General features: G+C 71.3%; 19 protein-coding genes. 6 read left to right on the plus strand and 13 right to left on the minus strand.

What is annotated here, in order from left to right; translation table 11 throughout:
• Positions 1-74: 74 nt before the first annotated feature.
• Positions 75-452, minus strand: coding sequence for a cupin domain-containing protein (locus tag ABZZ38_RS08220; protein WP_356736994.1), 378 nt, complete (start codon positions 450-452; stop codon positions 75-77).
• Between the two features lie 146 nt (positions 453-598).
• Positions 599-1,462 (minus strand): 3-methyl-2-oxobutanoate hydroxymethyltransferase, encoded by an 864-nt coding sequence (gene panB, locus ABZZ38_RS08225; RefSeq protein ID WP_356736996.1) that lies wholly within the window; start codon positions 1,460-1,462, stop codon positions 599-601.
• Between the two features lie 212 nt (positions 1,463-1,674).
• Between panB and ABZZ38_RS08230 the strand changes: the two genes are divergently transcribed.
• The 3 genes from ABZZ38_RS08230 (at position 1,675) to ABZZ38_RS08240 (ending at position 5,852) form a co-directional block, all read left to right on the plus strand.
• Positions 1,675-3,294: an MFS transporter gene (locus ABZZ38_RS08230; RefSeq protein WP_356736998.1), complete on the plus strand. Its 1,620-nt coding sequence runs from the start codon at positions 1,675-1,677 to the stop codon at positions 3,292-3,294.
• Between the two features lie 179 nt (positions 3,295-3,473).
• A complete protein-coding gene (locus ABZZ38_RS08235) occupies positions 3,474-4,496 on the plus strand; it encodes an endonuclease/exonuclease/phosphatase family protein (RefSeq protein ID WP_356737000.1) in 1,023 nt (340 codons plus the stop codon).
• Between the two features lie 120 nt (positions 4,497-4,616).
• Positions 4,617-5,852 (plus strand): MFS transporter, encoded by a 1,236-nt coding sequence (locus ABZZ38_RS08240; protein WP_356737002.1) that lies wholly within the window; start codon positions 4,617-4,619, stop codon positions 5,850-5,852.
• Here ABZZ38_RS08240 and ABZZ38_RS08245 read toward each other — a convergent pair.
• The 6 genes from ABZZ38_RS08245 to ABZZ38_RS08270 all read right to left on the minus strand — a co-directional run bounded on the left by ABZZ38_RS08245 (position 5,818) and on the right by ABZZ38_RS08270 (position 11,174).
• Positions 5,818-7,578: an NAD+ synthase gene (locus ABZZ38_RS08245; RefSeq protein ID WP_356737004.1), complete on the minus strand. Its 1,761-nt coding sequence runs from the start codon at positions 7,576-7,578 to the stop codon at positions 5,818-5,820. The genes ABZZ38_RS08240 and ABZZ38_RS08245 overlap by 35 nt on opposite strands.
• Positions 7,579-7,816: 238 nt before the next feature.
• Positions 7,817-8,233, minus strand: coding sequence for a CBS domain-containing protein (locus ABZZ38_RS08250; protein WP_356737006.1), 417 nt, complete (start codon positions 8,231-8,233; stop codon positions 7,817-7,819).
• A gap of 109 nt (positions 8,234-8,342) precedes the next feature.
• The gene (locus tag ABZZ38_RS08255; RefSeq protein ID WP_356737008.1) at positions 8,343-8,960 is read right to left on the minus strand and encodes a DUF305 domain-containing protein; all 618 of its coding nucleotides are present in this window, start codon (positions 8,958-8,960) and stop codon (positions 8,343-8,345) included.
• Positions 8,957-9,607: a DUF3105 domain-containing protein gene (locus ABZZ38_RS08260; RefSeq protein WP_356737010.1), complete on the minus strand. Its 651-nt coding sequence runs from the start codon at positions 9,605-9,607 to the stop codon at positions 8,957-8,959. The genes ABZZ38_RS08255 and ABZZ38_RS08260 overlap by 4 nt, the downstream gene beginning before the upstream one ends.
• A gap of 59 nt (positions 9,608-9,666) precedes the next feature.
• A complete protein-coding gene (locus ABZZ38_RS08265; protein WP_356737012.1) occupies positions 9,667-10,032 on the minus strand; it encodes a hypothetical protein in 366 nt (121 codons plus the stop codon).
• Between the two features lie 50 nt (positions 10,033-10,082).
• Positions 10,083-11,174, minus strand: coding sequence for a PP2C family protein-serine/threonine phosphatase (locus ABZZ38_RS08270; RefSeq protein ID WP_356737014.1), 1,092 nt, complete (start codon positions 11,172-11,174; stop codon positions 10,083-10,085).
• 121 nt (positions 11,175-11,295) lie between these two features.
• On the opposite strand from ABZZ38_RS08270, the gene ABZZ38_RS08275 reads away from it, so the two are divergent.
• A complete protein-coding gene (locus ABZZ38_RS08275) occupies positions 11,296-12,657 on the plus strand; it encodes a glutamine synthetase family protein (protein ID WP_356737016.1) in 1,362 nt (453 codons plus the stop codon).
• 297 nt (positions 12,658-12,954) lie between these two features.
• Here the strand turns inward: ABZZ38_RS08275 and ABZZ38_RS08280 are convergent, their stop codons facing one another.
• Together ABZZ38_RS08280 and ABZZ38_RS08285 are read right to left on the minus strand one after the other, a co-directional pair.
• Positions 12,955-14,688 carry a protein kinase gene (locus ABZZ38_RS08280; RefSeq protein WP_356737018.1) on the minus strand — a complete coding sequence of 578 codons (1,734 nt, stop codon included), beginning with the start codon at positions 14,686-14,688 and terminating at the stop codon, positions 12,955-12,957.
• Positions 14,685-15,077: a hypothetical protein gene (locus tag ABZZ38_RS08285; protein ID WP_356737020.1), complete on the minus strand. Its 393-nt coding sequence runs from the start codon at positions 15,075-15,077 to the stop codon at positions 14,685-14,687. The genes ABZZ38_RS08280 and ABZZ38_RS08285 overlap by 4 nt, the downstream gene beginning before the upstream one ends.
• 346 nt (positions 15,078-15,423) lie before the next feature.
• Here ABZZ38_RS08285 and ABZZ38_RS08290 point away from each other — a divergent pair, with 346 nt between their 5' ends.
• Positions 15,424-15,927 carry a DUF664 domain-containing protein gene (locus tag ABZZ38_RS08290; RefSeq protein WP_356737022.1) on the plus strand — a complete coding sequence of 168 codons (504 nt, stop codon included), beginning with the start codon at positions 15,424-15,426 and terminating at the stop codon, positions 15,925-15,927.
• Between the two features lie 19 nt (positions 15,928-15,946).
• On the opposite strand, the gene ABZZ38_RS08295 is transcribed toward ABZZ38_RS08290, so the two are convergent.
• On the minus strand, positions 15,947-16,378 hold the full coding sequence (locus tag ABZZ38_RS08295) for a VOC family protein (RefSeq protein ID WP_356737024.1): 432 nt from the start codon (positions 16,376-16,378) through the stop codon (positions 15,947-15,949).
• Between the two features lie 59 nt (positions 16,379-16,437).
• The gene (locus tag ABZZ38_RS08300) at positions 16,438-18,483 is read right to left on the minus strand and encodes a PIG-L family deacetylase (RefSeq protein WP_356737026.1); all 2,046 of its coding nucleotides are present in this window, start codon (positions 18,481-18,483) and stop codon (positions 16,438-16,440) included.
• Between the two features lie 409 nt (positions 18,484-18,892).
• Here ABZZ38_RS08300 and ABZZ38_RS08305 point away from each other — a divergent pair, with 409 nt between their 5' ends.
• Positions 18,893-21,868: a bifunctional [glutamine synthetase] adenylyltransferase/[glutamine synthetase]-adenylyl-L-tyrosine phosphorylase gene (locus ABZZ38_RS08305; RefSeq protein ID WP_356737028.1), complete on the plus strand. Its 2,976-nt coding sequence runs from the start codon at positions 18,893-18,895 to the stop codon at positions 21,866-21,868.
• Here ABZZ38_RS08305 and ABZZ38_RS08310 read toward each other — a convergent pair.
• Positions 21,856-22,713 (minus strand): phosphatase PAP2 family protein, encoded by an 858-nt coding sequence (locus ABZZ38_RS08310; RefSeq protein ID WP_356737030.1) that lies wholly within the window; start codon positions 22,711-22,713, stop codon positions 21,856-21,858. The two genes, ABZZ38_RS08305 and ABZZ38_RS08310, sit on opposite strands and share 13 nt — an antisense overlap.
• Position 22,714: the final 1 nt, after the last annotated feature.

Below are 22,714 nucleotides of genomic sequence, written 5' to 3' on the forward strand. Positions count from 1 at the left end.
GCGGCCACCGACACATCACCGACAGATCACCGACAAGCCGCCGACAGGCCGCTCACCGGCCGGGACCTCGCAGGTCAGGACGTGGATCCCGCGGGCACGGCGTAGTCGCCGAAGCCCACCCAGTCGAGGCAGACGCACGGCTCGTCACCGACCACCCAGGCGTCGTGCCCGGGCTCGACGGTGAAGAAGTCACCGGGCCCCGCCTCCGCGGTCTCGCCGTCGTCCATGACGATCTTCAGCCGGCCGCTGACGATGTAAGCGACGTGCGAGGCCTGGCAGCTGTCGGTGCCCGCGATGGGCTTGACGTGCTTGGTCCACTGCCAGCCCGGCTCGAAGACGGCCCGGCCGACCGGGCCCCTGTCGGTGTTCACCACATCGAGCCTTCCCTTGCCGTCCTCGAACGGCCGGGTCTCGTCTGCGGAGTCGAAGCTCTTGCGCACGATTGCGGGCATGTCCACCGCCTCCGGCGGGATATGGGATGGGCCCCCGAGACCACTTTCCAGGCTACGCCCGGCAGGCCTTCTCATGCCGACAGCCCGCCGATGGGGGAAGTCGGCGGGCTGTCGTCCGTACCGGGAGTGGCCTGGTGGCTCCGGGATCAGTGGAAGGTGTGCTCCTCGAGCGGGAACGTTCCGCCTGCCACGTCCTCGGCGAACGCCTTCGCCGCGTCGCCGAGGGTCTGCCGGAGGTTGGCGTACTGCTTGGTGAAGCGCGGCACCTTGCCGCCGGTCAGCCCCGCCATGTCGGTCCAGACGAGGACCTGGGCGTCCGTGTCGGGGCCGGCGCCGATGCCGATGGTCGGGATGTGCAGGGACCGGGTGACCTCGGCGGCCAGCTCGGCCGGCACCAGCTCCAGGACGACCGCGAAGGCGCCCGCGTCCTGCGCGGCCTTGGCGTCGCGCAGCAGCCGGTGCGCGTCCTCGTCGGCGCGTCCCTGCACCCGGTAGCCCATGGTGTTGACGGACTGCGGGGTCAGGCCGAGGTGGGACATGACGGGGATGCCGGCCTGGACCAGCATCTCGGTCTGCGGCAGGGAGCGCTCCCCGCCCTCCAGCTTGATCGCGCCGACGCCGGCCTCCTTCACCAGGCGGGTGGCCGACCGCAGGGCCTGCACGGTGCCCTCCTGGTACGAGCCGAAGGGCAGGTCGCCGACGACCAGGGCGCGCCTGGTGCCCCGTACGACCGCGGCGGACAGCAGCGTCATCTCGTCCATCGTGACGGGCACGGTGGTGTCGTAGCCGAGGTGACAGTTGCCCATGGAGTCGCCGACGAGGATGACCGGGATGCCGGCCTCGTCGAACACGGACGCGGTCATCGCGTCGTAAGCGGTCAGCATGGGCCACTTCTCGCCCCGCTCCTTGGCGGCGGCGATGTCATGCACGGTGATGCGGCGAGTGCCCTTGCCGCCGTACAGCGCCTTGCTGCTGTCGGCGGGCTGCTTGCGGGCAGCCTGAAGCGTCATGGGGAACGGCTCCTTCGTCATCTCGAGGCGCCCTGACGGCGTCCCCGGACCAGGTCCATGGTGGCACTACGTGCCGCGCGGGGGAAGTGGGCCCGTTCGTAGGGCGCGCCACACCGCGACGCGGACGCGGCCGGCGCCCGCGGGGCACTCCGGTGGCGTAAGCGACCGTGGCCGGGACGGTGAGGTGCGAAAACCACCATTACGGTCGGAACATGCCCGTACCGGAAGCCGTAATGCCCGAGGCCGCCGTGCCCGAAGCCGTCCACCGCCGCCGCTGGGTGATCCTCGGCGTCCTGATGTTCAGCCTGCTCATCGTGGTCCTGGACAACTCGATCCTGAACGTCGCCGTCAAGACGGTCGCCGCACCCGCCCCCATCGGCCTGGGCGCCACCCAGAGCGAGCTGGAGTGGGCGATCAACGCCTACACCCTCGTCTTCGCCGGGCTCCTGTTCACCTCCGGCCTGCTCGGGGACCGGCTCGGCCGCAAGAGGACCCTGCTGTTCGGGCTGGTCGTCTTCGGTGCCGGCTCCGCGCTCGCCGCGCTGTCGGACGGACCCGCCGAACTGATCGCCCACCGCGCCCTGATGGGCTTCGGCGGGGCCTTCGTGATGCCCGCCACGCTCGCCATCCTCATGAACGTCTTCGAGCGCGACGAGCAGCCCAAGGCCATCGGCATCTGGGCGGGCAGCGTCGGCCTCGGCATCGCCATCGGCCCGGTCACCGGCGGACTGCTGCTGGAGCACTTCTGGTGGGGCTCCATCTTCCTCGTCAACGTCCCCGTCGTGATCATCGCCCTGGTGGCGATGGTGCTGCTCGTGCCCGACTCCAGGGACCCGCACCCCGGGCGGCTCGACCCGCCCGGCGTGGTGCTGTCCATCGTCGGGCTGGTGCTGCTGGTGTACGGGATCATCCGGGGCGGCGAGCTCGCCGACTTCACCGACCCCACGTCGCTGCTGCCGCTGCTCGCCGGGCTCGCCGTGCTCGCCGGGTTCGTGGTCCACGAGAAGCGCACCGCCCATCCGGCCATCGACATGGGGCACTTCCGCAAACCGGCGTTCTCCGGCGCCATCGCCGCGATCTCGCTGGTGTTCTTCGCGCTGATGGGCGTGACCTTCATGTCGGCGTTCTACCTCCAGAGCGTGCGCGGCTACAGCGCGCTCCAGGCCGGCCTGCTGGTTCTGCCGCTGGCCGTCGCCCAGATGCTGTTCGCGCCCCGGGCGAGGCTCGTGGTGACGCGCTTCGGCGCCCGGGCGGTGTGCACGGCCGGGATGCTGCTGATCGCCGCGTGCCTCGCCTCGTTCGCCTTCTACGACGCGTCGACGCCGGTGTGGGTGCTGGCACTGGTGCTCTTCGTGCAGGGCGTCGGGATGGCGCACGTCATGCCACCGGTGACCGTCTCGGTCATGCAGTCGCTCCCCCGGGCGCGGGCCGGCTCGGGCTCGGCGATCAGCAACACGTTCCGGCAGGTCGGCGGGGCGCTGGGGGTGGCGGTCCTCGGTTCGGTGCTCTCCACCGCGTACCGGGGCGGGATCGAGGACCGGCTCGGCGCGGTGCCGGACGGTGCCGCGCGGCACGCGGCGGGGGAGTCCATCGAGGGCACCCTGGCCGCCGCCGAGCGGCTCGGCGCGCCGGGGCGGGAGCTGATCCCCGCCGCGTACGACGCCTTCCTCGGCGCCATGCACGTCACCGCCCTGGTGTCGACGGCCATCGCGCTGGCCGGCGCCGCCGTGGTGGCCGCCTTCCTGCCGGCGCGGCGCCCGCACGCGGCACGCGGCGGCGGGCCCGCGCCGCAGGCGCCGCACGGGGACGCGCGGGAGCCGGTACGACGGTGAGGCCCGGGTGAGCGGCCGGAAGTATGCGTGTTCTGTCACAGCTGCCGTCCCACCCGCAACCGGCGGAACCCTTCGTGCCGCCCGCGTCGTCCTCGTGGCAGTACGACCGTCCCCTGATCCCCTAGGGTCGGGGGCCGGGGGACGGTGAGCAGGACACGCAAGGCAGTGAGGACGACGGAATGGCGCAGGTGGACGTGGCGGAGACGGGGAACGGCGGCGCGGAGCGCGAGCGCGCCGGATCCCGGCTCCGATCGGTGGCCGACCGCTTGCGCCGCGATCCGGGGATCTGGCGCCGTGGGGTGCTGCTCGCGGTGTGCGCGGTGCTGCTCGCCCTGCTGATGATCTTCCACGCGGAGATCCCGAACAAGATCGGCAACCTCGGCAGCCTCACGGAGACGTTCCTGCCGTGGCTCGGCGTCTTCCTCCCGGTCCTCCTGGTCGCCGCGCTGCTGCGCCGCTCGGCCACCGCGCTGGTCGCCCTGCTGGTCCCCGCGGTCGTCTGGCTCAACTCCTTCGGCGGCCTGGTCACGGACAAGTCGGGCCCCGGCGGTGACCTCATGGTCGTCACGCACAACGTGAACGCCGACAACCCCGACCCCGAGGGCACCGCCCGCGACGTCGCCGGCTCCGGGGCGGACGTCCTGGCGCTGGAGGAGCTCAAGCCCGGCATGGTGCCGGTGTACGAGCAGGCACTGGCCGCCACGTACCCGTACCACTCCGTCCAGGGCACGGTCGGCCTGTGGAGCAAGTACCCCATGACCGACAGCCGCCCGGTGGACATCCGGCTGGGCTGGACGCGGGCGATGCGCGCCACGGTGTCCGCGCCCCTCGGGGACGTCGCCGTCTACGTCGCGCACCTGCCGTCCGTGCGGGTCAAGCTGAACGCGGGCTTCACCGCCAACCAGCGCGACAAGAGCGCCGACGCGCTCGGCGAGGCGATCGCGCGCGAGCCGCTGGACAAGGTCGTCCTGCTCGGTGACCTCAACGGCACGATGAACGACCGTTCGCTCAACGCGGTCACCTCCCAGATGCGCTCCACCCAGGGAGCCGCGGGTGACGGCATGGGCTTCAGCTGGCCGGCCGCGTTCCCGTTGGCGCGGATCGACCAGATCATGGTGCGGGGCGTGGAGCCCGTGGCGTCGTGGACGCTGCCGGAGACGGACAGCGACCACCTTCCGATCGCGGCGCGCGTCACCCCCTGAACCCGTGACGCGGGAGATCCGGCGGCAATCCTCCGTTCACCGCGGGGAACAATCCGCGTGCGACCCTTTGTTCCGTAAGGGAACTTAAGCGCGTCCACGTCTGGAAAGGCCCTGCCCCTCATGCCCCTGGCCCTGCTCGCCCTGTCCATAGCAGCCTTCGGCATCGGCACGACCGAATTCGTGATGATGGGCCTCCTGCCCAATGTCGCGGACGACCTCCACACCTCCGTCCCCACCGCCGGGTACCTCGTCTCCGCGTACGCGATCGGCGTCGTCATCGGCGCCCCGCTGCTCACCGCCGTCGGCTCCCGCATCCCCCGCAAGCGGATGCTCCTGCTGCTGATGGCGCTGTTCACCGTCGGCAACCTCGCCTCCGCCCTCGCGCCCGGCTTCGGCACGCTCGTCGCCGCCCGTGTGCTCGCCGGCCTGCCGCACGGCGCGTTCTTCGGCGTCGGCGCGGTCGTCGCCGCCCGGCTCGTGGCCGACGGCAGGCAGGCCCGCGCGGTCGCCACGATGTTCCTCGGCCTGACCGTCGCGAACATCGTGGGCGTCCCGGCCGCCACCCTGCTCGGCCAGCACCTCGGCTGGCGCGCCACCTTCCTGGTCGTCACGGCGATCGGCCTGGTCGCCATGGCCGCGCTCGCCCGCCTCGTCCCGTACGTACCCGTCGACGCGCAGCAGGGCCTCGGGCGCGAGCTGCGGGCCCTGGGCGACCGGCAGGTGCTGCTCGGGCTGCTCACCGCCGTCTTCGGCTTCGCGGGCGTCTTCGCCGTGTACTCCTACCTCGCCTCGATGACCACCGAGGTCATGGGCTTCGGCGAGTCGTCCGTCACCCTCGTCCTCGCCCTCTTCGGCATCGGCATGACCCTCGGCGCGCTCGTCGCGGGCCCGCTCACGGACCGGGCGCTGCGGCCGACGCTGTACGGGTCGCTCGGCGCCCTCGCGCTCGTGCTGGTCGCCTTCCGCTTCACCGTGCACGTCCAGTGGGCCGCCCTCGTGACGGTCGTCGTACTCGGCGCGGTCGGCTTCATGACCACCACCCCGCTCCAGATGCTGGTCATGAACAAGGCCAGGCACGCCCCCACCCTGGCCTCCGCCTCCAACCACTCGGCGTTCAACCTCGCCAACGCGGGCGGCGCCTGGCTCGGCGGCGCCGCCATCGCCGCCGGCTGGGGCTGGACCTCCCCGACGCTGGTCGGCGCGGTCCTCGCGGTGGTGGGGCTCGCGATCGCGGCGACGGCGGGGCTCCTGGACCGCACGGGCCGTACGACGAAGGGGACCTCCCGCGTCGTCGCGGGAAGCCCCCTGCCCGAAGAGCGCGTCAGCTCGTCGTCGTCTCGCGCCAGCGGTTCGTGATCGGCAGACGCCGGTCCTTGCCGAAGCCCTTGGCCGAGATCTTCGTACCCGGAGGGTACTGGCGCCGCTTGTACTCGGCCACGTCCACCAGCCGCAGCGTCCTCGTCACCAGCTCCTCGTCGAAGCCCGCCGCGACGATCGAATCCTTGCCCTGGTCCCGGTCCACGTACAGCTCCAGGATCCGGTCCAGGACGTCGTAGTCCGGCAGCGAGTCGGTGTCCACCTGGCCGGGGCGCAGCTCGGCGCTCGGCGGCTTGGTGAGGGACGCCTCCGGGATCGGCGGGGTCTGGCCGCGCTCCTGCGCCGCCCGGTTGCGCCACCGCGCCAGCCGGAAGACCGACGTCTTGTACACGTCCTTGATCGGCCCGTACGCGCCGACCGAGTCGCCGTACAGCGTCGAGTAGCCCACCGCCAGCTCCGACTTGTTGCCGGGGGCGAGCACGATGTGACCCTCCTGGTTGGAGATCGCCATCAGCATCGTGCCGCGCAGCCGCGACTGGAGGTTCTCCTCCGCCAGCCCGGTCAGGCCCAGCGACCCCATGTACGCGTCGAACATCGGCTCGATCGACACCGTACGGAAGTTCAGGCCCGTACGGCGCGCCAGCTCCGCCGCGTCGCCCTTGGAGTGGTCCGAGCTGTACTTCGACGGCATGGACACGCCGTACACGTTGTTCGCGCCCAGCGCGTCGCAGGCGATCGCGGCGACCAGCGCCGAGTCGATGCCGCCGGACAGACCGATCAGCACGGAGCGGAAACCGTTCTTCGCGGCGTACGCGCGCAGGCCCACCACCAGCGCCGTGTACACCTCCTCGTCGTCGTCCAGCCGCTCCGCGTACCCGCCGCTCAACTCCGGTTCGTACGCCGCAAGCGGCTCCTCCGAGAGGACGACCCGCTCGATGGCCAGACCGTCGTCCACCACGCCCGTGGGGGCGTCGGGGGAGGCGGCCGGCAGGTCCAGGTCGAGGATCACGGTGCCCTCGGAGAACTGCGGGGCCCGCGCGATGACCTCGCCGTTCGCGTCCACGACGATCGAGTCGCCGTCGAAGACCAGCTCGTCCTGGCCGCCGATCATCGCCAGGTAGGCGGTGGTGCAGCCCGCCTCCTGGGCGCGCTTGCGCACCAGATCCAGACGCAGGTCGTCCTTGTTCTGCTCGTACGGCGAGGCGTTGATCGACAGCAGCAGACCGGCGCCCGCGCTGCGGGTGGCCGGTACCCGGCCGCCCTCCTGCCACAGGTCCTCGCAGATGGCGAGCGCCACGTCCACGCCGTGGACCCGGACGACCGGCATGGTGTCGCCCGGCACGAAGTAACGGAATTCGTCGAAGACGCCGTAGTTGGGCAGGTGGTGCTTGGCGAACGACAGCACCACCTCGCCGCCGTGCAGCACGGCGGCGGCGTTCCGCGGCGCGCCCGCCGGCTGGCCGTACCGGGGCTGGGCCTTCTCCGAACGATCCAGATACCCGACGACGACCGGGAGGTCCCCGAAGCCCTCCTCGGCGAGCCGCGCGGCGAGCGCGCGCAGCGCGGCGCGGGACGCCTCGACGAACGACGACCGCAGGGCCAGGTCCTCGACGGGGTAACCGGTCAGCATCATCTCGGGGAACGCGACCAGATGCGCCCCCTGCTCGGCGGCGTGCCGGGTCCAGCGCACGACCGCCTCGGCGTTGGCGGTGAGATCGCCGACGGTCGAGTCGATCTGATTCAGGGCGAGGCGTAGTTGAGGCACGCGGCCAGTCTAATCGTCAAAGCGACGCGATGTCCTGGGTGGAGCGGGGCGGGGGTGGTGCGGTGCGGTGCCTTGCCGTCCTCCGGGGTGCGGCCACCGCCGGCGGTGGGGGCCCCGCCGTCCCGCTGCGGGGGCGACCCTGCACGGCCCCACCCCCGCGCCGTCCGCCGGGTGCGGGTGAGCGGTGGTACGGGGCCGCTTGGCGCCACCGGCGGCACAGTGCTGGGCGTCCCGGAGGTTACTCCGCGTAGACCCTTTCGGCCCAGCCTGCGACTTGGGCCTCCGAGAGGTGGCGGGCGAGGTCGGCCTCGCTGATCATGCCGACGAGGCGCTTGTTCTCGATCACCGGGAGCCGGCGGATCTGGTGGCCCTTCATTTCCTGCAGGACGTCGTTGACGTCGGCGTCGGCGTCGATCCAGCGCGGGGTGCCCTTGGCCATCTCGCCCGCCGTCACGCGTGACGGGTCGTGGCCGGCGGCCACGCAACCGACGACGATGTCGCGGTCGGTGAGGATGCCGCAGAGTCGTTCGTTCTCGTCCGCGATGGGCAGGGCGCCCACGTTCTTGTCGCGCATCAGTTGCGCCGCGCGGTCGAGGGTTTCGTGGCGGGGGATCCACTGGGCCCCCGGGTGCATGATGTCCTTGGCGGTGGTCATGGGGTGCGTACCTCCGTAAAACGGTCAAAACGCCCCGAGCGCTCCCCATTCTCGTCCCGTCCACGCCCTGACGCGACCGCTGCCGGCCGGGCCGGCAGCGGTCGGTGCGTCAGCCGCGCGGTTTCGCGCCGCGCTTCTCCAGCAGGTCGGTCATGAGGAGGATCTCCGACTCCTGCGCGTCGACCATGCCCTGCGCCAGCTGCCGTTCGACCCCGGGCGCGCACTTCTCGACGCAGCCCCGCGCCATGTGCACGCCGCCCTTGTGGTGGTCGGTCATCAGCTGGAGGTAGAGGATCTCCGCCTGCTTGCCGCTCGCCGCGCGCAGCCGGTCCAGCTCCGCCTTCGTCGCCATGCCGGGCATGAGCCCGCCGGCCGTGTGGTGGGACGGCATGCCCATCCACGCCATCGGCTCCTGGTCCATGGCGACCTGCGGCAGCCCCCACATGTCCAGCCAGCCCATCATCATGCCGCGCTGGTTGGCCTGGGTGTTGGCGATGTCGTACGCCAGCCTGCGCACCTCGTCGTCCGTCGTGCGGTCCCGCACGATGAACGACATCTCCACCGCCTGCTGGTGGTGTTCCGACATGTCGCGGGCGAACCCGGCGTCCGCCGAGTCCGCCGCCGGGGTACGGGGCCGCCCGTCGCCGGCCGAGGCGACCGTCGCCGCCCCGGCGAAGAGCAGCGCGAGTACCACCGCGGTGATGGCCGCCCCTTGCGTACGGGTCACTGCTCGCCCATTCCGTTGGTGCAGGGCGCGCCGGGCTCGGGAGTCTGCGGGCCCTTCACGTACTTGGTGAAGAACTGGTTCACCCGGGGGTCGTCGGCCCCGTCCACGGTGACCTGCTTGCCCCAGGCGGTGAGCATGATCGCGCCGGCCTGGTCCTTGACCGGGCTCATGAAGGAGTACGAGGTCTTCCCGACCTTCTCCTCCAGCTTCTTCACATCGGCCGCGGGCGCCTTGTCGTTGTACGTCACCCACACCGCGCCGTGCTCCAGCGAGTGGACGGCGTGCACGTCGAGGACCGGCTTCTTGTAGACGTCACGGTCGCAGTTCATCCACACCTGGTGGTGGTCGCCGCCCACCGGGGGCTTCATCGGGTACGAGGCCGGCGGAACGTGGTTGCGGCCCAGCTTCTTCGCGTCCCAGGACTTCTCGTCCTTGATGGGCGACTTCGCCGCGACCTCCTGCTGCTGCTTCTCCTCGTTCTCCTTGGTGAGCACGTACCCGCCGAAGCCGACGAGACCGGCGACCACCACGGTGCTCAGGGTGATGGTGATGATGCGGTTGCGGCGCTCGCGGGACTTCTCGGCGCGGCGCATCTCCTCTATTCGGGCCCTGCGGTCGGCTGTGGAGGCGTTGCGGTTGGCGGCCATGATGTCGATGTCCTTCGTCAGATAAGGGGGTGGGGGACCGGAACGCGGGCGACGGCCGCCTACGTCCGCAGCACCTGAAGGACATGGAGGTCCGGCGCCCGCGGCCGTGCCCCGGAGCGCTCCGGCCGGTCGGTGCCGTGCGCCTCGCCGAGCCGGGCGAGCCCGTCCGCCTGCTGCGGCGGGTCGAGCGGCGGAGCGGTGAGGACGACGGGGGTGAGGTGGGGGAACAGCGCGCAGTCGCCCCGGTCGTACGGGCAGTCGTACGAGGTGCCCGCGACGACGGTCATGCGACGGTCCTCGCGGTCGGGGTGGTGGCGGGTGCCCTCCGTGCCGCCGAGACAGACGAAGAGCGCGGCGAGGAGCGTCACCACGGCGCTCACCGGCACCATGGGACGCGCGTCGCGTATGAGCCCCAGGCCCCCCATGGCCGTGATGGTAATGGCCGCACCGCCCGCTGAGCCATCCGCTCCGGCCCTCAGTCCTCCCCGTCGCCGCCCGGTGCCCTCAGGGCCAGCAGCGCCACGTCGTCGGCGATCACACCCGTGTACGCGGACAGATCACGCCACACCGACCGCACCAGCTCCACCGGTGTCCCCCCGCCCGGCCGGATGCGCTCCGCCAGCGGATAGAACACCCCCGCCGCGTCCCGCGCCTCCGTCACCCCGTCCGTGTGCGCCAGCAGCACCTCCGCGGGCCGCAGCTTCACCGTCACCGCGGGCGGCGGCCGGTACTCCGCGAGCCCGAGCCCCAGCGGCGCGCCCGGCTCCAGCGCCACCTCCCGGGCCCCGTCCCCGTCCACGACCAGCGGCGCCGGGTGGCCGCAGCTGAGCACCCGCACCACCGACGCGCCCTCACCGGGCGGGAACTCCATCAGCACGGCCGTCGCGAACACCTCGCCCGCGTCCCCGTCGCTCCGGCTCGCCGCGTCCACCGTCAGCCGCCGGTCCAGCCGGGCCGCCACCCCGCCCAGCTCGGGCTCGTCCAGCACCGCCTCCCGGAACGCGCCCAGGAGCGCCGCCACCGTCCCGACCGCGGCCAGCCCGTGCCCCTGGACGTCGGCGACGACCGCCCGCACCCCGTAGGGGCCGTCGCGCACGTCGTACAGGTCGCCGCCGACCAGCGTGCCCCGCTCCGCCGCCCGGTACAGCGCCCCGCACCGCACCGGCCCCACCCGCTCCGGCAGCGGCGGCAGCACCGCGAGCTGCGCGGCCTGCGCGACCGTACGCACCGACACCAGCTGGGCGTCCCGGCGCGCCCGCAGCCCCGCCAGCAGCACGCTGACCGCGCCGATCAGCCCGAAGGCGAGCAGGTCGCCGTAGGAGACGTCGTCGGCGCGGACCGTTGGCACCAGGAGCAGCCCGAACATCGTGACCGCCACCAGCGCGGTGCCGAACATCCCGTAAACGAGCGACGTCAGCGGCGGCACCACGGCGAACGCGAAGCCCAGCTGCACGCTCTCCGGCGTGGTGAGCTGGACGACCACCAGCAACACCAGCAGCAGCCACGGCAGCAGGCGCACCCGGCCCGGCAGGCGGGCACCGGGCAGCTCCATCACGCCACGGTCCATACAGCCCAGTCTGCGAGGCCGCCGTTACCTGCGCCACAGAGCGGCAGGCACTATGGGTTCGCAACGTGCACGAAACCGTGTGGTGGCATGCTGGCCTGATCAGCGAGGATGGGTGTTGGAAATGGACAAGCAGCAGGAATTCGTGCTTCGCACGCTCGAGGAGCGCGACATTCGCTTCGTGCGCCTGTGGTTCACGGACGTGCTCGGCTTCCTGAAGTCGGTCGCGGTGGCACCCGCCGAGCTCGAACAGGCCTTCGACGAGGGCATCGGCTTCGACGGCTCGGCGATCGAGGGTTTCGCCCGGGTGTACGAATCCGACATGATCGCCAAGCCCGACCCGGCCACCTTCCAGATCCTGCCGTGGCGCGCCGAGGCACCGGGCACCGCCCGCATGTTCTGCGACATCCTGATGCCCGACGGCTCCCCGTCCTTCGCGGACCCCCGATTCGTCCTGAAGCGCATCCTGGCCAAGACGTCCGACCTCGGGTTCACCTTCTACACCCACCCCGAGATCGAGTTCTTCCTGCTGAAGGACAAGCCGGTCGACGGCACCCGCCCCACCCCCGCCGACAGCTCCGGCTACTTCGACCACACCCCGCAGAACGTCGGCATGGACTTCCGCCGCCAGGCCATCACCATGCTCGAATCCATGGGCATCTCGGTCGAGTTCAGCCACCACGAGGGCGCGCCCGGCCAGCAGGAGATCGACCTGCGCTACGCCGACGCCCTGTCGACCGCCGACAACATCATGACCTTCCGCCTGGTGATGAAGCAGGTCGCGCTGGAGCAGGGCGTGCAGGCCACCTTCATGCCGAAGCCGTTCTCCGAATACCCGGGCTCCGGCATGCACACCCACCTCTCCCTCTTCGAGGGGGACCGCAACGCCTTCTACGAGTCCGGCGCCGAGTACCAGCTGTCCAAGGTGGGACGTTCCTTCATCGCGGGCCTGCTGCGCCACGCGGCGGAGATCTCGGCCGTCACCAACCAGTGGGTCAACTCCTACAAGCGCATCTGGGGCGGCTCCACCCGCACCGCGGGCTCGGGCGGCGAGGCGCCCTCGTACATCTGCTGGGGCCACAACAACCGCTCGGCCCTGATCCGCGTCCCCATGTACAAGCCGGGCAAGACGGGCTCGTCCCGCGTCGAGGTCCGCTCCGTCGACGCGGGCGCCAACCCCTACCTCGCCTACGCCGTCCTCCTCGCCGCGGGCCTCAAGGGCATCGAGGAGGGCTACGAACTCCCGGCCGGCGCCGACGACGACGTCTGGGCCCTCTCGGACGCGGAACGCCGCGCGATGGGCATCGAGCCCCTGCCGCAGAATCTGGGCGAGGCGATCTCCCTGATGGAGCGCAGCGAACTGGTCGCGGAGACGCTCGGCGAGCACGTCTTCGACTTCTTCCTGCGCAACAAGAAGCAGGAGTGGGAGGAGTACCGCTCCGAGGTCACCGCCTTCGAGCTCCGGAAGAACCTTCCGGTGCTGTAAGCGCAGGTCAGCGCGGTTTCGCTGGTGCACGGCCGTCCGGGCCGGCGGTCGTGGACCGCCGGCCCGGAGCCGTGTCCGACGAACCCGCTTCGAAATGCAGGGATGACCCGTTCGGTGCCCGGTTCCGCCGGCCGGACGGAGCTCGAGTGGCGCGCCCGCCAGGGGGGTATCTCGTGTCGTCAGGGCCGGTGCGGCGGCGCTGTGGCGCACGCCAGTACCACGGCGGACCGGTTTCGCACCGTGGCCCGCCGACCGGGCCGGTCTCGGTCCTGTACCAGCCCGACTCCGGCGCAGTGCCTATCCCGACCTCCATCGCACCGCACTGGGGTGCCCGCGCGTATGGCTTTCGCTGCCGTGAAGCAACTGGCGCAGAGCCGTGGTCGCAGGGAGGTCGTGGGAACCGTATCGCTCGGCAGCGGCGAGGTCTTCAGCCAAGACGGCATCCAAATCCTCCATCGTCTTCTGTGTCATCTGCTGAGCATTGTCGGAGGCCACCAGGAGGTGGGTAAGACCGTGCAGCGCGTAAGCCTGCGCGAGAGTCGGATGAGCACTGATCATTTGATCACTGACTTGAATGGCCTCACTCCCCCTCCCGGCTTCCCTGAGTACGTTGATCAGCCCGGAGAAGTATCGGAAGTCGCGTGAGATCGAAAGAGCGATGCGCAAAGATTCGATTGCCGAGTCCGCGTCGCCAAGTCGCTCGTACACCATGGCGGCGTTGGCGTAGCCCACGGAGGCTTGGGGCTCCGCGCGGATCCCCTGAATCGCGTATTCGAGTGCCTTGTGGGTGTCGCCCTTCTTCATGGCCACTTTGCATCTTTCCGCACAATAAGCGGCCACGTTGACGGACGCCGTGCTCTGGTCCATGAACGTGGATGCTCTGTCAAGCTCCAGCTCCGCTGAAAGTGCGTTTCCGGAATCATTGTGGCAGCGTGCCAACAAGGTGTGGATCCAGATCCTGTCATCCGCCTCATCGGTGAGGTCGACGAGCTTCTCCGCCGTCTGTCGGGCCTCAAGGTGCAGACCTAGATTGACGAGCCCCTGCGCCGCCGTCAATCCCCGGTCGAGGGGGACTGGAGTAGCCCTTGGGAATGGCACGCGCACGCCCAAAGCAGCGGCAATGGCGCGAAACTCACCGATTGCTGTTCCCAGGTCGGGTCGCCCTGTGGGGGATTTGTCCAGCATCGCGCAGATGAGCTGAGCCAGGGCGGTTGGGGTGCCGGGCACCAGCCTGTCGAGACTGGTGGGCCGGCGATGAAGGTGCCGCATCATGTAGTCCGCTACTGAGCTCGGCCTCCCGTAGGTCGGTTCGCCACTCACCACCTCGTGCGCTATGCAGCCGATCGCGTATATGTCGCTGGCCGGCAGTGATCGCTCAGTGATCTGCTCCGGGGCCATGTACAGCGGGGTTCCGTTACCAGTGGATCCCGCCGAACTCGCGGAGGCCGGCGCAGAAGTGGTGTCCGCGTCCGTTCCGGGTGTGACGCTCTCCGTCACGATCCGCGCCAGCCCGAGGTCGGTGATCTTGGCTTGGTCCCGCTCATCGATCAGGACGTTTTCCGGCTTGAGGTCACCGTGGACGAACCCCGGAAGGACACCCCGTACGTAAGCCAGGCCCTCCCCGATGTTGATCAGGAGGCGCAGCGCATTCCTCAGGTCGAGGGCGCCGCGCCGGAGCGGATCGCGGAGTGAGGCGGGAAGGTATTCGAGTACGAGCAGCGGAGGTTCATGGGGGGCCTGGTGTGCTGACAGGGCTTGAGTTACGTGAGGGTGCTCCCCCAACTGCAGCCACAAATAGCATTCGTGCAGGAACCGCTCCGGAGCCCCGGAACGCGCGGCGATTTCGTATTTCATTCTCTTGACGGCCACGTCCCGCCCCCATGGGCCGCCGCCCTCGCCGGGCTCACACAAATACACGGAAGACATCCCGCCATGCAGGACCCTTTTCGGGCGGATCCCTGTGAGTCCCATCGGAGGATTGTTCTCGGGCATCTCCTCCGCCGAAAGGTGAGCAGGCGTGACAATGCTCATGGGTCAACTCCTCTGGGGGTGGACGTCCCCGGCGCGCCTCGGTCGGGAGCGGCACTGGTCATCAGGTGATCGAACTGCCACCCGTCGAGCAGCTTTCGCTCGTCCTCCAACTGCTGATGGAGCAGGCGCAAACTGAAGCGCAACTGGCGGGACATGGTCTGCAATTCAGACATGGGGACTTCGGGGTCCTTCGCCCGCTGCACGATGAGATCAGCGGTTTCGGCCCCGGCGAAGGCAGCTGTTGCCGCGTTGCTCAGGCGCTCATCTTGTTGCGCGATCCGTTCCCGCTCTGTTCGCACCAAGCGCCGTTGGGCCCAATGCTCACAGCCGGCGAGGAAGAGAGACAAGATGGCGGTAGCCGAGGTGATAATGATGCCGACATTTTCCATAAGTCCTCCACGGGGCGATGAAGGAACGTCCCTTCCATGCGATGTCGCCGACAGGGGCATCGTGTAAAAGGTGTGAGGTTCAGGAGAATCGGTCCGCAGGCCCCGGCGATGCCCAGGGTGGCCTCTACGGTTCGACTCTATCTCTGCTCGGCTTTCCATTCACTCGGTGGAGCCGGGCGGAGATCGGTACCGAATCGGGGCCGATCCCTATAGCGGTACGCAGCAGAAGGCCGCGGACCTCGGGTCCGCCAATAGGAGCTGCCGGGGCCGACGACGGTGGCCGGGCTCCGGGAGCCACCGAAATCGCGGTGCGGGCGACAGCCCCGGTCGGCTGGCGTGCGCGCACATGACTCTCCCCCGGATACGGCCGCCCTTCGTGGCGGACGAGCGGACCCAGCTGGTCGGGTGGCTCGACATGCAGCGCGCGATCGTCGCGTACAAGTGCGAGGGGCTCTCGGAGGAGGACGCGCACCGGGCCGTGCTGCCCGGGTCGCCCCTGATGACGATGGCCGGCATCGTCTCCCATCCGCGGTGGGTGGAGAACGCCTGGTCCGAGGTCCTCTTCCTCGGCCGGCCCGCCGCCGGCCCGCAGTTCGACCAGGACGACGACCTCGACACGAAGGTCGACGGCGTGCCGCTCGCGCGCTCCTGGAGGAGTACGAGCGGCAGTGCGCGGTCTCGAACGAGATCATCGCGGCGCATTCCCTCGACGAGGTCGGCCCGCACCCGGACTACGGGTCCGCGCGGGCGACCCTGCGGTGGATGCTCATCCGTCGAGGAGACCGCGCGGCACGCCGGGCACATGGACGCCGTCCGGGAGCTCCTCGACGGGCGGAAGGGCCACTACTGACCGGCCGCGCCGCCGCCGGTCAGCGTTCCGACAGCTCCGACGGCGCCTCCTGCACCACCCAGCCGTTGCCATCCGGGTCCTTGAAGAACAAGAACGAGTTCCACGTCCCGCCCTTGCCCTCCGTCCAGCCGTCCGGGCCCACGTGTCGCACCGGGCTGACCTCCACACCCCGCGACGTCAGCTCCTCGCGCGCCGCCTCGATGTCGGTCACGCACAGCTGGAGCCCCTGGAGCGAGCCCGGCGCCATGGACGTCTCGCCCGGCGCCGGAGGCATGCCGCTCTGCAGCGCCACCGAGCAGCGCGAGCCGGGCGGCGTCAGCTGGACGATGCGGATCCCCGGGGCCACCTCCGTGTCCAGGTCCACCGTGAAGCCGCACTTCACGCCGTAGAAATCCTTCGCCCGGTCCAGGTCGGTGACCGGGACGAGGACGACCTCCAGGGTCCAGTTCATGAGCTCTCCTCCATCGGTGGGTACGTCGATGAAACACCGACTCCCCGCGGGGCGCGGACTCACCGGCCGGACGGAGCCCAATCGGTCCAGTGGAGACGGCCGTCCAGCCCCATCGTCGCGAAGCCGTACGGCGTGGCCGCGGGCGCGCCGGAGAACAGCGAACCGCCCACCGTACCGCCCGGCGCCTGCGCCACCGCGCCCGTCCCCGACCGCAGCGCCAGCCGGTCACCGGCCGCGCCCACCGCGCCGTACCCGCCGTACCCCACCGCGCCGCCCGGCACATCCCGCACCGGCGAGGCGAGGGCCCCGCCCGCGAAGCGCGCCGATCGCGCGGCGCCCGAGTCCGGCTCGCGGAACCACAGCCGTACCCCGTCGGCGCCGTCCGGCGTGACGCTCAGCGCCACCGTCGTCGGCGGCAGGCCCGTCGCCGCCGGGCCGGTCACCGGGGAGCCGGGGGCCGCCTGCGTCCACGCCAGCACCGTCTTCGCCGTGCCCGCGAACACATAGCCGCGGCCGGTCGCGTCCGTCGCGGCCACCGGGTTGCCGTGCACGCCCTCGCCGCCGGCCCGCGTCCACCCGGTCCACTCGCCGCCCGGCCGCTGCGACGTCACGCTCAAGCCGTGGCCGGCGTCCCGCACGTACACCGACATCAGGCCCGCCCGGTCCACAAGAACCGCCGGAACACTGATGTCGGACGTCCCCGTCGCGTCGTCCCGCTCCGGTGTGGACAGCGAACGCCACCGCCCGAAGGCCCCGCCCGGCGCCGTCTGCACGCTGACCACCACCTCGCGGCGGTACGCCTCGGGCGTCTCGCCCAGCTCGGTACGCGTGCCGAGCACCGCGATCCGGCCGTCCGGGAGCCGCGCCGACGTGACCCCGCTGTCCAGGCCCGCGCCCTGCTGGAGGACCGGGCCCGTCCAGCCGGTGGCCGCCTTGCGCCACACCGCGAGGCGCCCGTCGAGCACCGCGAACGCGTACAGCTCACCGCCACGCCCGCCCTGCCGCACCCAGGACGTCGAGTCCGAGCGGGTGTAGCGGATGGACTGCGCCCAGCCGTGGCCCGCGGGCCGCGCGGCCACCTTGCGGTCACCGCAGCCCGCCGGGTCCTCGCAGTAGTCGGTGTGGTCCATCCACGCGTACGTGCGCAGGCTGCGCAGCTTCGCCTCGGTGGTCGCCGGGTCGAGGGAGTGCGGCAGACCGCCGGTCGCGTAGCCGAGGTAGTTCTGCACGCCGAACGCCGGGTGGCCGGGCGACTGTGCGTACCGGGCGAGCGCCGCCTGCGCGAACCGGGCGCCGTACATGTGGTCCTGGTGGTCGGACAGCTTGCCCGTCCGGTCGTTGCGACCGGGCGTCGGGTCCATCATCCGCACGAACGTCGGCTTGAAGCGGTGCAGCAGACCGGTGATCGTCCCGATCGTCTGCTCCTTCGTGGACGAGAAGCCCTCCCGCACCGGGGAACCGGCCGCCAACTGCGACTCCAGCGCGTCGATCCGGCCGTCCCACAGCCCGTGCAGACTGTGCGGCCGGTCCTCGGTGATGCTCCCCGCCTCACGCAGCTGCAGCCAGACGAGGGTGATCCGCGGCTTGGCGCGCAGCGTGTCCAGCTCCGCGCGGCCACCGCCGGCGGTGGGGATGGAGACGCGGTCCCACGGGCTCGTGCGGTTGCCGGTGGCCATCTCGGCGTACGCGGCCCGTATGCCGTTCTGACGGGCCTCGGCGTACGCCGCCTTGTCGGCGGGCGGTCGCGGGTCCTGACGGCGGGCGTTGCGGCCGTCGGACTCCCCGGCGGTGAGGTAGACGGAGGTCAGGCTGTGGCCGGAGGCCAGGGACCGGCTCGTGTCCGGGTTCATGAAGAACAGGTCGTCGTCCGGGTGCGCCATGATCTGCAGGACCGAACCGCCGTCGGTACGGACCGGCTTGACCGCCCGCGCCTCCGGCACCCCACGGCTCGGCACGTCCGACGCGTCGGACGAGCCCGCGGTGAGCGCCAGCGTTCCACCGGTGATGCCGAGCAGCACGGCGATCGGCGCGGCGAGGACCAGCCGGCGCCGGGAGAGGGCGGTGCGGACGGGGGTGGGGTGGTGACGGTCGGGGTGGCGGGGCATGGGCGGCGACTTCCTGGCTTCCGTGAACGGGGCGAACCGGGAGGGAAGAGGGGGTTCGTCGCAAGAGGGTTCACACCATGCGATGTGCGATGGCTCACCCCGGTGACCTGGGGCGCGACGTGTGGAGCGCGGCCGGGCGGCACTCGCCGCTCCCCGGGCCGCGGTCACCGCCGGTGGAGCCCCGGAGGCCGTCCGCGCGCCCTGGGGTGCTCACCGCCTCGTGGGGCGCGGGCCGATAGGGTCGGGTGAAGAACCTGAAGGCGAGTGAGCCGAAGGGGCGCGCGGGTGTCGTGAGGGAGAACACGCGGAGGGTCGCGAGGAACGGGCGACCCGAGCACGCTCGACCGTCGACGCGCGCCGAGGTGCCCCGGAGGCGAACCGAGCCCTCGAGAACAGGGAGGCGGAGCCCATGGCGCCCGGGCGCAGGAGCAGTACCTTCACGCGGCTGCTGCGGCACGGTTTCACCGACGCTTCCACCGCCGAGCGGCTGCTGGCGCTGCCGGTGCTGGGGCCGGTGCGGGACGATCCCGTGCTGCTCGACGCGCTGGGGGCGACGGCCGATCCGGATCTGGCGCTGCGCGGGCTGGTGCGGCTGGCCGAGTCGCAGGCGGACGGGCAGCTGCTGGGGACGCTGATCGGCGCGAAGCCGTTGCGTGACCGGCTGCTGAGCGTGCTGGGGGCGTCGGAGGCGCTGGGGGATCATCTGGCGCGGCATCCGCACGACTGGCGGGCGCTCGTCACGTACGAGGCGGCGGATCTGCATCCGGGGGTCGAGGAGTTCGAGCGGGGCCTCGCGGGGGCCGCCGATCCCGTGTCGCTGCGGGTGGCGTACCGGCGCTGCCTTCTGGCGATCGCCGCCCGGGACGTGTGCGGCACCATCGACGTGGTGGAGACGGCCGCCGAGCTCGCCGATCTGGCGACGGCCACCCTGCGCAGGGCGCTGGGGATCGCGGAGGCCGCCGCGCCCGGTGATGCCGCCGCGTGCCGGCTGGCCGTCATCGCGATGGGGAAGTGCGGGGGGCGCGAGCTGAACTACGTCTCCGACGTGGACGTGATCTTCGTCGGGGAGGCGGTGGAGGGCGGCGACGAGGCGAAGGCCCTTCAGGCGGCGACCCGGCTGGCGTCGCATGTGATGCGGATCTGTTCGGAGACCACCGTGGAGGGGTCCATCTGGCCGGTGGACGCCAATCTGCGGCCGGAGGGCAGGAACGGCCCGCTGGTGCGGACCCTGTCGAGCCATCTCGCGTACTACCAGCGCTGGGCCAAGACCTGGGAGTTCCAGGCCCTGCTGAAGGCCCGCGCCGTCGCCGGTGACGCCGAGCTGGGGGCCGCGTACATCGATGCGGTGTCACCGCTGGTGTGGCAGGCCGCCGAGCGGGAGAACTTCGTCACCGATGTGCAGAAGATGCGCCGCCGCGTGGTGGACAACATTCCCGTGGCGCAGGTGGACCGTGAGCTGAAGCTGGGGCCGGGCGGGTTGAGGGACGTGGAGTTCGCCGTGCAGCTGTTGCAGCTGGTGCACGGGCGCGGTGACGCCGCCCTGCGCAGCGGGACGACGCTGGACGCGCTCAGGGCGCTGGCGGAGGGCGGCTATGTGGGGCGGGTGGACGCCGCCCAGTTCGACGAGGCGTATCGGTTCCTGCGGGTCATGGAGCACCGGATCCAGCTGTACCGGTTGAGGCGGACGCATCTGGTGCCGGAGGGGGAGGAGGATCTGCGGCGGCTGGGGCGGTCGCTGGGGATGCGGATCGACCCGGTCGCCGAGCTGAACCGGGAGTGGAAGCGGCACGCCGCGGTGGTGCGGCGGCTGCACGAGAAGCTGTTCTACCGGCCGCTGCTGGACGCCGTCGCGCAGCTCACGCCCGGTGAGACCCGGCTCAGCGCCAAGGCGGCCGGTCAGCGGCTGGAGGCGCTCGGGTACGCGGATCCGGTGGCCGCTCTGCGGCATCTGGAGGCGCTGTCGTCGGGGGTGACCCGTAAGGCGGCGATCCAGCGGACGCTGCTGCCCGTGCTGCTGGGCTGGTTCGCGGATTCGGCGGACCCGGACGCGGGGCTGCTGGGGTTCCGCAAGGTGTCCGACGCGCTCGGGAAGACGCCCTGGTATCTGCGGCTCCTGCGGGACGAGGGCGCGGCGGCGGAGAACCTGGCGCGGGTGCTGTCGGCGGGGCGGCTGGCGCCGGATCTGCTGCTGCGGGCCCCGGAGGCGGTGGCCATCCTGGGCGCGCCGGAGGGGCTGAAGCCACGCCGCCGTGACCATCTGGAGCCGGAGATCCTCGCGGCGGTGGGCCGCGCGGACAGCGCCGAGCAGGCGGTGGCCGTGGCCCGTGGCGTGCGGCGCAGGGAGCTGTTCCGTACGGCCGCCGCGGACATCATCTCGTCGTACGGCACGGAGGACCGCCCCGCGGAGGTGGACAGCGGGGCGCTCGTCGACCGGGTGGGCGACGCGGTGACCGATCTGAACGCGGCGACCATCGCGGGCGCCCTGCGTGCCGCCGTGCGCGAACAGTGGGGCGACACGCTGCCGACCCGGTTCGCCGTCATCGGCATGGGCCGCTTCGGCGGGCACGAGCAGGGGTACGGCTCCGACGCCGATGTGCTGTTCGTGCACGAGCCGCGCGAGGGTGTGGACGAGCAGGAGGCGGCGCGGGCCGCGAACGCGGTGGTGGCGGAGATGCGGCGGCTGCTTCAGCTGCCGACCGCCGATCCGCCGCTGCTGATCGACGCGGACCTGCGCCCGGAGGGCAAGAGCGGACCGCTGGTGCGGACCCTCAGGTCGTACGAGGCGTACTACCGCCGCTGGTCGCTGGGCTGGGAGAGCCAGGCGCTGTTGCGCGCCGAGCCGATGGCCGGGGATCCGGATCTGGGGCGCCGTTTCATCGAGCTGGCCGACCCGCTGCGGTATCCGGCGAAGGGGCTCGACGAGGCCGCGGTGCGCGAGATCCGCCGGCTCAAGGCGCGGATGGAGAACGAGCGGATGCCGCGCGGCGCGGACCCCACCCTCCACACCAAGCTGGGGCGCGGTGGCCTGTCGGACGTGGAGTGGACCGTGCAGCTGATGCAGATGCGGCACGGGCACGAGGTGGCGGAGCTGCGGACCACCCGTACGCGCCGGGCTCTGTCGGCCGCCCGGGACGCGGGCCTGCTGACGGAGCAGGACGCCCGCACGCTGGACGAGGCGTGGGTGCTGGCCACCCGCGTCCGCAACGCCGTGATGCTGGTGCGGGGCCGGGCCGGGGACACCTTCCCGTCCGACGGACGGGAGCTGGCGGCGGTCGGCCGGTACCTGGGGTACGGCCCGGGGCACGTCGGCGAGATGGTCGACGACTACCGCCGTACGACCCGCCGGGCCCGCGCGGTGGTGGAGGAGCTGTTCTACGGGGCCTGAGGCACGCCGGTGACGTGGCGCGGCAGCCGGTGCGGGACACGGCCGTACCAGGCGTAGGCGAGGGTGTAGCCGAAGGCGAGGCAGATCATGCCGCCCACCGCGTCCAGCCAGAAGTGGTTGGCGGTGGCGACGATGACGACGAGCGTGGTGGTGGGGTAGAGGAAGCCGAGGATCTTCGCCCAGGGCGCCTTCGCGAGGGCGTGGATCGTCAGTCCGCACCACAGGGACCAGCCGATGTGCATGGACGGCATGGCTGCGTACTGGTTCGACATGTGCTTGAGGTCGCCCGAGGCCATGGAGCCCCAGGTGTGGTGGACCAGCACGGTGTCGATGAAGTTCTCGCTCGTCATCAGGCGCGGCGGCGCCAGCGGGTACAGGTAGTAGCCGAGCAGGGCGATCCCGGTGGTGGAGAAGAGCACCAGGCGGGTGGCGGCGTACCGCCCGGGATGCCGGCGGTACAGCCACACCAGCACACCGATGGTCACCAGGAAGTGCAGGGTGGCGTAGTAGTAGTTCATGCCCACGATCAGCCACGTGACGGAGTCCACGGCGTGGTTGACCGTCTTCTCGACCGCTATGCCGAGGGTCTGTTCGGCCCGCCAGATCCAGTCGGCGTTGCGCAGGGCCTCGGCCTTCTGCTCCGGTACGGCGTTGCGGATCAGCGAGTACGTCCAGTAACTCACCGCGATCAGCAGGATCTCGAACCAGATGCGGGGATGGCGCGGGGTGCGCAGCCGCTCCCAGGAGCTCCGGGACGCGGGCGCGGGGTCCGGACGCCGCTCCTCGATGGGTGATGGGGGGGCCGCCGTACGGCCTTCCATTGTTCTCACGTTTGTGTCACCCATG

Origin of the sequence: Streptomyces sp. NPDC006368, assembly GCF_040612535.1 — a bacterium.
GTDB lineage: Bacteria > Actinomycetota > Actinomycetes > Streptomycetales > Streptomycetaceae > Streptomyces.

What these genes read in the sequence shown, in the direction of transcription:
- ABZZ38_RS08220 (WP_356736994.1), bottom strand. Translation starts at nt 452, where the DNA reads ATGCCCGCAATCGTGCGCAAGAGCTTCGACTCCGCAGACGAGACCCGG.
- panB (WP_356736996.1), bottom strand. Translation starts at nt 1,462, where the DNA reads ATGACGCTTCAGGCTGCCCGCAAGCAGCCCGCCGACAGCAGCAAGGCG.
- ABZZ38_RS08230 (WP_356736998.1), top strand. Translation starts at nt 1,675, where the DNA reads ATGCCCGTACCGGAAGCCGTAATGCCCGAGGCCGCCGTGCCCGAAGCC.
- ABZZ38_RS08235 (WP_356737000.1), top strand. Translation starts at nt 3,474, where the DNA reads ATGGCGCAGGTGGACGTGGCGGAGACGGGGAACGGCGGCGCGGAGCGC.
- ABZZ38_RS08240 (WP_356737002.1), top strand. Translation starts at nt 4,617, where the DNA reads ATGCCCCTGGCCCTGCTCGCCCTGTCCATAGCAGCCTTCGGCATCGGC.
- ABZZ38_RS08250 (WP_356737006.1), bottom strand. Translation starts at nt 8,233, where the DNA reads ATGACCACCGCCAAGGACATCATGCACCCGGGGGCCCAGTGGATCCCC.
- ABZZ38_RS08260 (WP_356737010.1), bottom strand. Translation starts at nt 9,607, where the DNA reads ATGGCCGCCAACCGCAACGCCTCCACAGCCGACCGCAGGGCCCGAATA.
- ABZZ38_RS08265 (WP_356737012.1), bottom strand. Translation starts at nt 10,032, where the DNA reads ATGGGGGGCCTGGGGCTCATACGCGACGCGCGTCCCATGGTGCCGGTG.
- ABZZ38_RS08270 (WP_356737014.1), bottom strand. Translation starts at nt 11,174, where the DNA reads ATGGACCGTGGCGTGATGGAGCTGCCCGGTGCCCGCCTGCCGGGCCGG.
- ABZZ38_RS08275 (WP_356737016.1), top strand. Translation starts at nt 11,296, where the DNA reads ATGGACAAGCAGCAGGAATTCGTGCTTCGCACGCTCGAGGAGCGCGAC.
- ABZZ38_RS08280 (WP_356737018.1), bottom strand. Translation starts at nt 14,688, where the DNA reads ATGAGCATTGTCACGCCTGCTCACCTTTCGGCGGAGGAGATGCCCGAG.
- ABZZ38_RS08285 (WP_356737020.1), bottom strand. Translation starts at nt 15,077, where the DNA reads ATGGAAAATGTCGGCATCATTATCACCTCGGCTACCGCCATCTTGTCT.
- ABZZ38_RS08290 (WP_356737022.1), top strand. Translation starts at nt 15,424, where the DNA reads ATGACTCTCCCCCGGATACGGCCGCCCTTCGTGGCGGACGAGCGGACC.
- ABZZ38_RS08295 (WP_356737024.1), bottom strand. Translation starts at nt 16,378, where the DNA reads ATGAACTGGACCCTGGAGGTCGTCCTCGTCCCGGTCACCGACCTGGAC.
- ABZZ38_RS08300 (WP_356737026.1), bottom strand. Translation starts at nt 18,483, where the DNA reads ATGCCCCGCCACCCCGACCGTCACCACCCCACCCCCGTCCGCACCGCC.
- ABZZ38_RS08305 (WP_356737028.1), top strand. Translation starts at nt 18,893, where the DNA reads ATGGCGCCCGGGCGCAGGAGCAGTACCTTCACGCGGCTGCTGCGGCAC.
- ABZZ38_RS08310 (WP_356737030.1), bottom strand. Translation starts at nt 22,713, where the DNA reads ATGGGTGACACAAACGTGAGAACAATGGAAGGCCGTACGGCGGCCCCC.